Annotated in this window: 6 protein-coding genes; 1 reads left to right on the forward strand and 5 read right to left on the reverse strand. The window is 38.9% G+C overall.

The window, feature by feature from the left end; all coding sequences use genetic code 11:
- Positions 1–391: 391 nt before the first annotated feature.
- Entirely contained in the window at positions 392–1063 is a 672-nt protein-coding gene (locus FC65_RS07315) for a PAS domain-containing protein (RefSeq protein WP_056972112.1), read from the forward strand.
- A 263-nt stretch (positions 1064–1326) separates the two neighbouring features.
- Here the strand turns inward: FC65_RS07315 and FC65_RS12760 are convergent, their stop codons facing one another.
- From FC65_RS12760 to FC65_RS07335, 5 genes are all read right to left on the reverse strand, one after another.
- Complete coding sequence (locus FC65_RS12760) at positions 1327–1458, reverse strand: hypothetical protein (RefSeq protein WP_268872476.1); 132 nt, start codon at positions 1456–1458, stop codon at positions 1327–1329.
- A gap of 110 nt (positions 1459–1568) precedes the next feature.
- Positions 1569–2375 carry a Cof-type HAD-IIB family hydrolase gene (locus tag FC65_RS07320; protein WP_056972113.1) on the reverse strand — a complete coding sequence of 269 codons (807 nt, stop codon included), beginning with the start codon at positions 2373–2375 and terminating at the stop codon, positions 1569–1571.
- 21 nt (positions 2376–2396) lie between these two features.
- Positions 2397–3326: a magnesium transporter CorA family protein gene (locus tag FC65_RS07325; protein ID WP_056972114.1), complete on the reverse strand. Its 930-nt coding sequence runs from the start codon at positions 3324–3326 to the stop codon at positions 2397–2399.
- Between the two features lie 290 nt (positions 3327–3616).
- Complete coding sequence (locus FC65_RS07330) at positions 3617–6271, reverse strand: HAD-IC family P-type ATPase (RefSeq protein ID WP_056972115.1); 2655 nt, start codon at positions 6269–6271, stop codon at positions 3617–3619.
- A gap of 317 nt (positions 6272–6588) precedes the next feature.
- Entirely contained in the window at positions 6589–7752 is a 1164-nt protein-coding gene (locus FC65_RS07335; protein WP_056972116.1) for a glycosyltransferase family protein, read from the reverse strand.
- Between the last annotated feature and the right edge of the window lie 224 nt (positions 7753–7976).

Here is a 7976-nt window from a genome sequence, read left to right on the forward strand (position 1 = left end):
ATTTACACAAACTATTTTATACTCTCTAAATAACAGCATGAATTTTTCTGTAATTTAGAAATTTCATGCTGTTTTTGATTGCTGCACTCAAAATGAAGTGAAAATCACGCAAGGATCGTTCACAATATCTAAGCACACTATAGCGACACTGTCATTGAGGACTTTCACTGACTTTTAATAACCATTATTATATTTTTATATATCTTTATTTAAATATTATATATTCAAGTTGAATACTTCACAAGTAAGTGATATCATATAGCTGGAAAGAAGCTATAACGAGCTCACTTCTCCACTATATATTGTCAAAAGAACAACATGGTGCAGGTATCTGCCAGTGCTCACTTTCTTCCGGTTTTCTGCGCCCAATTTTTTAAGGAGGACATTTAACATGACTGAAAATGACAAACAACATCCAGACACACAACAAGAAGATCTTTTTTCAAAGCAAGACATTGATACGACCATTAAGGGACTCGAAAAAGCTTCAGATACCTGGATCGATCAAGCTGTTGAAAAAACTCAAGCTATCAGCGGAAACACATACATCAAGTTAGATTGTGGTTTACTCACTGTGGATCAAATCAATTACTTTTTAAATTCAATGCCCTTCGAGCTGACTTTTGCAGATGATAACAATCAATTTTTATACTATAACAACATGATGCCTACAAAAGAAATGCTAGCTGGCAGAAAACCGAGCCAAATCGGAAATGCCATTGCCTATTGTCATCCACCAAGAGCTAGAAAAGGAGCAGCAGCAGTGGTCCACATGCTGCGCACCGGTCAAAAGAAAAAATTTCGACTTGCTGTTCCCGGAAATGGACCAGATAAGTGTATACTTCATGATTATATAGCTATGCATGATGAAAAAGGCAGATACCGAGGCGTAAACGAACAAATTTACGATCTAATGCCAGATATTAAATGGTATTTAAAGCACACTGGTCAAAAATTAGTCGATGATCCAGATGCTGCCGCAGATACAGTTACAGGGCCTTCTCAACACGAAGGAAAAGTTGAAAATCCAGATGCCACAACGGGTCCATCGCAACAAGAATAAAGCTACTTGCAAAATATATAACTCAGATTATTTTTTATGAAATTTTTTGCGTTAACTGACTTTTAGAACATAGAAAAACTACCACTTTGTTTGAGATTTAGTGGTAGTTTTTTTATGCAAGGACAGCTAGACAGTTTTCAATGCACTTGAAATCTTCTTCATCAACCTTTGATTATTATTAAGACGCGCATAGGCACGCGCATCGTTTAACAGCGTTATTATTTTTCTTTCGTGCCGTTTTAAGCAGAAAGGCCCTGTGCTTTTCAAAATAAGATACGTGCCAGGCAATAAGTGACGTGATTTCGCGCACAGACTTCGTAACCGTACTCTAACAACAAGTCACTGTCCGCATGATCTTTTATACTGCCAAAATAATCAGCAGTATAAAAGATCATGTTTAACACCCGCCAAACACTCTTTGCATCTAAAAAAGTTACATTTGTGTTCCCTGTTAAAATTCCTACAAATAGGCCCTAACTAAATGGACAGCGAAGCAGGTTAGCGTCTAAAGTTCAAAATATCTTTTAAGATAGACAGCTACCCCATCGGCATTATTGTCTAACGTTTCCGCATTCGCAGCCTCTTTGATCAACGGAACAGCGTTCCCCATCGATACACCGATCCCAGCTGCCTGCAACATTTCCAAGTCATTTTCTTCGTCGCCAAAAGCCAGCAAATTATCTAACGTTTCGCCAAAATATGTCAATAATTGTCCTAATCCACGTGCCTTATTGACACTAGCAGGCAAAAACTCCAACAATTCGCGACGGGAAGGAACAACATGGAAATTATCCTTAATATTTTGCGGCAAGCCAGCTCGTGTCTGCGAAACTTTTTCAGCTGGAGCAGAGCTGACTACTTTGCCAAACGTTTGATCAGCTGGCAGATCAGCAAAATCAACATCTTCAAATGGGATCATCCCGCTCATAAATGATTCGTAATCTGATTTGCCACATTCGATCAATGAATATACTTTATCGGGTCCTAAAACATCCAAAGGATAGTTGCGCAGTTTAGCATCCTGATAAAGCATTTCCACTTCTGCCTTATTTAAAGTAGTTTGGTTCAAAATCTCTTGTGTTACATTATTTTGAACCAATCCACCGTTAAAAGTGATAGTAAAATCTTCGGGCTTTGTTAATTCTAATTGCTTGATCAAGTGCTGCACGGCTCCCAGCGGACGTCCGGTACATAAAACCACCCGTTTGCCAGCTTCATGCAATTGTTTTAGAACTTTTTCATTTTCCGCTGAGATCTCTCTGTTAGAATTCAGCAACGTATTATCTAAATCTAGTGCGATAGTTGTAATCATATTTTTCTCACCCTTATTATTTTATTTTGAATGATAATGGCGGTAGATCCACATCGTAAGCAAGATCAACGCCAGAGTCATAAATAGTGTAGTGACCCAAGCAAACTCGCCTTTAGCCCATGGCAAATGCATATTCATGCCATAAAAGCCTGAAATTATCGGAGGCACCGCCAAAATCAAGGACCAGACCGTCAAAAAGCGCATGGTATCATTCAAATTATTATTCAAAATATTATTATAAGTATTCGACAAACGATCAACCAAATCAGCTGCATCTTGAGTGATCTGTTGGCTTTGCTTGGTCTCAACTTCAACGTCACTTAAAAAATCATGTTCTTTAGCGTTAAGTTGAAAGTCGTCACCATCTGAATTACTGCTTAATTCCATTTGCTGGATAGCCACCACGTTGTTGTCTGTAGCAGTCGTTAAGTACACTAGCTGATCGCTCAACTCTGATAAGGCAGCGATCTGTTGATTGGTTGGATGCCGGTGATAGTTAGCCAAGTTTTCTCGTTGCCCGTTGATCTCATCGATTTGATCAACATATTGGTCGTTGATTTTCCATAACAGCCGTAACAATAAAGTAATCGGTGATGGCTGCCTGACCTTATTTTGCTTCAGCTTGTGCAACAAGTCTTCCAGTTCATTCATGACCCACTTAGCTTCTTTATTGACTACTGAGATCAAGAATTTTTCGGAAATGACAAAGCTCACAGGTAAAACCTTGAAACCACCGTTTTGTTTGTCTGAGACTGCGACCCGCCAGATCAGCAAGCCCATTTTTGTTTCTTCATTATAATCAAAACGTGAACGTTCTCTTTGGTCAAGGATATATGACCGGTATTTACGAGGTAACGCGAAATCCTGTTGTAATTTTTGTAAGTCTTGTTCATCTGGATCTGTTACATTGATCCAGCGTGAATCATCCCACAATTTTTCCTCTCGATACATGGATACACCCGCCTTTCCTACAGATAGTTTCATTATAGCAGTCTTTGTGTTGAGTACTAAGACATGTTGCTAATTTTAAATATCTACCCATTATTATTCAAATATGGTTAGCACTTTAGACAAACTGTATCCGTGAATAAAAAAACCAAATAACTTTATTTCCTTAAAATAAAAATATTCCATAATTATTAGACTATTATACCTAACAATTACGGAATATTTAAATTGAATCCTTCATCACATTTTACAATAAGAATTAATTGTACCAAATAGGCGAACTCAAGTCAGAACTATTCGGCTTTTAAAATAATTTTACGTACTAGTTTGTCCAATTCTACAACAATGAAAACAATGACACCTGAGAGCAGCGACAAAATAAAAGCTGCTACACTAACCCCCGTTGTTGAAAACAATTCTTGCATAAATGGGACATAGGTTAAAATGATTTGTAACAACAACATGATCCCAATAACTAAGAATGCTTTCTTATTGGCCAAAATATCTTTTGACAAGGCAAAATTAGCTGTTCGAATATTAAAGAGATAGAAAATTTTACCACCAATAATAATGTTGACCATCAATGTACTTGCTGCTGCTTGGCTTGCCCCTTGGTCTAGCAAGACTGCATGTCCAAACAAACCTGTCGCCGCAATAATGATCGAAACATAAATCATCTGGATCACATCATGTTTTGTGACCATCGATTGCCCGTGAGCACGCGGCTTTCGGTTCATGATACCCGATTCAGCAGGTTCAAAGATAAATGCGAACTGAATCGTCACGGCCGAGACCATATTGATCCATAACAACTGACTTGGAGTTAATGGCAACGGCATATCAAACAGGATCGAGAAGAAAACGATCAGACCTTCAGCAAATGAGGTTGGCAACAAGAACAAAATACTTTTCTTAATATTATCATAGATCCGTCGTCCTTCTTTAATTGCAGTCCCCATTGTCGTGAAATTATCATCGGTCAAGATCATGTCAGCGGCATCCCGCGCTACATCAGTTCCTTTAACACCCATTGAAACTCCAATATCAGCAGTCTTTAGTGCTGGCGCATCATTAACGCCATCTCCGATCATGGCAGTGACCTTCTCAGTCTGCTCTAAAGCCTCAACGATCTCTAGTTTATTTTGTGGTGTTGTTCTAGCAAAAACTTGATTTTTCTCAGCTGCTTGCTGACGTTGCTTTTCATCAAGTTCATCCCATTGTGGACCTGTGATTGCATAGATCTGCTCTGCTAATCCTAATTGTTGCCCGATAGCGGAGGCTGTAACTGGCGAATCACCAGTGATCATTTTGACTTGTACGTGGGCATTGTTCAACTGCTTCAAAGTGGCAATGACCTCTGGACGCGGTGGATCAATGATACCTGCCAGGCCGAGAAAATCGACTCCTTGCGCTAATAATTCATGTGTTACTTCTTCAACATTTCCAGCAACTTTGGTAACCCCGACCGCGACCACTCTCTTACCAGACCCGGCTAACTCTTCGACCCTTTGAAGCCAATATTTTTGATCAAAGTCTTGTTCATTATTAGCAACCATTTCAAAAATCTTATCTGGAGATCCCTTAACATAAAGTAGTTTTTCTCCAGTAGCTTGATCCCTGACTAAACGAGCAATGTAACGATACTCCGAGTCAAACGGCAACATATCCAGTGATTCGTAATCCGGCTTTGTACCCATGACCTTATAATAAGCCGTCAAGAAGGCCCCATCAGTTGGTTCACCATTAATTTGATAAACGTCATCGTCATCTTGGTCAAGCTCCGTATCATTGGCAGCAAAACCAGCTGTAAAAAACTGCTTGATCGTCACATTAGGGGCAGTGTTTTTTCCAGCAAGTTGTAAATCACCTGTTGGCGCATACCCCGTCCCTGTTAAAGTATAATGTTCATTTTTAGTGATGATATCGGTCATCGTCATTTCATTTTTAGTCAGCGTTCCTGTTTTGTCAGTAGCTATGACATCAACGGCTCCCAGAGTTTCAACAGCAGGTAAAGTTTTAACGATCGTCTTTTTATTCTTAGCCATATCTGAAACTCCTAGGGCTAAGACCACAGAAGTTGTTGCTGGCAGACCTTCAGGGATAGAACCAACGACCATCGTAACAACTGCCAAGGCTAGGACTGGTAAAGAATAAATTTGCAAGAAGAGGCCTAAAATAAACAAGATCACAGCCACGATCAAGATACCGATCGAGGTCCCCTTCCCTAGGTTACCGATCTCCTTCATCATTGGAGTTTCTTTAGGTTTAGCTTCCGCAACCGCAGTAGAGATCTGTCCGATCTCAGTTTCCGCTGCCGTGGCAACAACCACACCCAAACCAGAACCATTGGTAACACTTGTCGAAGTAAAAGCCATATTGCTCTGATCAGCTAATGGCACCTTGGTCTCAGCAATATCATCCTCGCTTTTTGTAACGGCATCCGTTTCACCGGTCAATGATGACTCTTGGATCCGTAAATTTGCCGCCTGTACGATCCGTAAATCCGCTGGTACACTGTCTCCAGCCTCCAAAAAAACTACATCACCTTTGACCAAATCAGATGCTGGAATATCACTTCGTGTATTATCACGATAAACTGTTGCTTCAGCCGCCAACATTTGCTGGATCTGAGCCAAAGCATCTGCGGCATTGGATTCTTGAAAATACCCAATAAAGGCATTGATCACAACTACCAGCCCAATGACCAATGTATCAGTCTGATCACCGACCAGTAGAGTCATAGCCATTGCGGCAATTAAAATATAAGTAATCATATTGTCAAACTGTCGCAAAAAAATTTTCCACTTAGGAGTCTTTTTACTTTCTATCTTGTTTGGCCCATCTTCCACCAGCCGCTTTTTTGCTTCTTCACTTGACAAACCATTTTCGAAACTCTGCGCTCGATATTTACTTTTTAACTTTTCTGCTTTTTCTTGATAATGTTCCATTCAAGTTCATCCTCCTTAATAATTCACTGACCAGCAAGCTATATCAACACTTATTCGTTGATATTACGCCATCAATCACAGCGAACTATTCACGCAGGATACAGCTTAAAGTTAAACACCAACACGCTCCCGGATCCGCATCCATCTATTTTGTCACCTCTCTGCAACATATACTTTTGATTTAACCATACCAAATCAATTTAGCATAATGTTAAAACTTTCCATTCTTAATAAAATCATAAGCTAACTTGTCTAGCTATTAATATTCTCACTCATTTGGACTAGCCCTTCAATTAATTTCTCTTGCACAGCCCTTTTTAATTTCTTCCAACACCCTTTTTATCGATATTAGCAATGATCTCCAAAAAATCACTCAGTGTCTTCTTCCAGGTGATGCTATTTAAATATTTCTTCGCATTAGCAGTTTTTTTTGTCAAACTTTTTGGCCGACAGCAGATTTTTTGCAATAAGGCGCTCAAATTATACTCATTGAAGCGCGTATACCAACAACAATTATCAGGTATGAATTCTGGACCAGTTCCTTCTTCAAAGTCAATGAATGGAAGCCCTGAACTCATCATTTCAAAAGGAACCAATGAAAAGTTAGTCATTGACGGTGCAATTCCAAAGTCTGACTGATAATATAAGTCACGCAACTGAGCTTTAGTCAGTTTGCCTAAATTACGTCCATTAATAAACCGCTCATTTTTGTTAGTTCCGAAATAATTAATATTTAGCTCAATTCCCTTTTCTTTTAAAAGTTTTTCTGTATTATATAAAACCATCTGCAAATTGATTGGTGCCCGGCGTGGACTATTAAACTTAGTATAAACAGCCAAATTTAAAATCTTTTTTCCCAGATATTTCTCAAAATTTCTTTCCTTAAGCTGGTAATGAGCAACATCGACCGGAAAATTAATGTAATCTAGCGGACTATTGATATGACAATTTTTTTGGACCATTTCAGCACACCAGGGTCCTAATGATACCATGTGCAATCCAAGTTCATAGCTCCGTTTGGCTAGCTGCGACCGGTCGCCATAGGGATAAAAATACGGCTCATAATCTTGAACAAAATACATCTTATAACCAGGTAGGTTTTTGATCAGGTAGGCCGTTTCCCATAAAGTTGCGACCCAAATGTCTGAACTGTGGTTAAAAAATTGTTCTTCAGCTAGGCAAGTCCCCTGATAACCGGGAAAATTAAACTCTGCATTGGTCCGCATATCTTCAACTTTCTGGGGAACACAGCTTTGATAGTATACATCATAACCTTGCTGGCTAAGCAACGTACCTAAATGCAGCATGGTTGTGATCCCACCATCATAAGGAATGATGCCCGTCGAAACAAAGGTCAATGAGTGATACTTTTCTTGCCGTTCTTGTTTAGCCGGTTTGTTGTTGAAATACTTTAAATAATTATCATAATCATGAATGTTTCCTTGTTTAATATCCTCCATTTCAGTATTAACAGGTTCCATCAATATCGCCTTCCTTTAAAAAATAAAACAGATAAACTTACTAAAAGTAACTTTTGAGTTTCACAGCTCTCAAAGGTAAAATATCTCAACAACTCTAATGTAATCCAAATTTATAAAGATTATATTAAGAAAGCCTCCTGTCTTAATATATTGATCCGCACTTTTAAAGACTAAAAAGTAACTTTGCAAGGACAAAAGAAAAGATACCCCTTTACATTTGCAGG

The organism is Ligilactobacillus acidipiscis DSM 15836 (assembly GCF_001435755.1).
Lineage (GTDB): Bacteria > Bacillota > Bacilli > Lactobacillales > Lactobacillaceae > Ligilactobacillus > Ligilactobacillus acidipiscis.

Bases quoted from the DNA above. Each gene is read 5' to 3' on its own strand.
- FC65_RS07325 (WP_056972114.1), bottom strand. From the start codon at position 3,326: ATGTATCGAGAGGAAAAATTGTGGGATGATTCACGCTGGATCAATGTA.
- FC65_RS07330 (WP_056972115.1), bottom strand. From the start codon at position 6,271: ATGGAACATTATCAAGAAAAAGCAGAAAAGTTAAAAAGTAAATATCGA.
- FC65_RS12760 (WP_268872476.1), bottom strand. From the start codon at position 1,458: ATGATCTTTTATACTGCTGATTATTTTGGCAGTATAAAAGATCATGCG.
- FC65_RS07320 (WP_056972113.1), bottom strand. From the start codon at position 2,375: ATGATTACAACTATCGCACTAGATTTAGATAATACGTTGCTGAATTCT.
- FC65_RS07315 (WP_056972112.1), top strand. From the start codon at position 392: ATGACTGAAAATGACAAACAACATCCAGACACACAACAAGAAGATCTT.
- FC65_RS07335 (WP_056972116.1), bottom strand. From the start codon at position 7,752: ATGGAACCTGTTAATACTGAAATGGAGGATATTAAACAAGGAAACATT.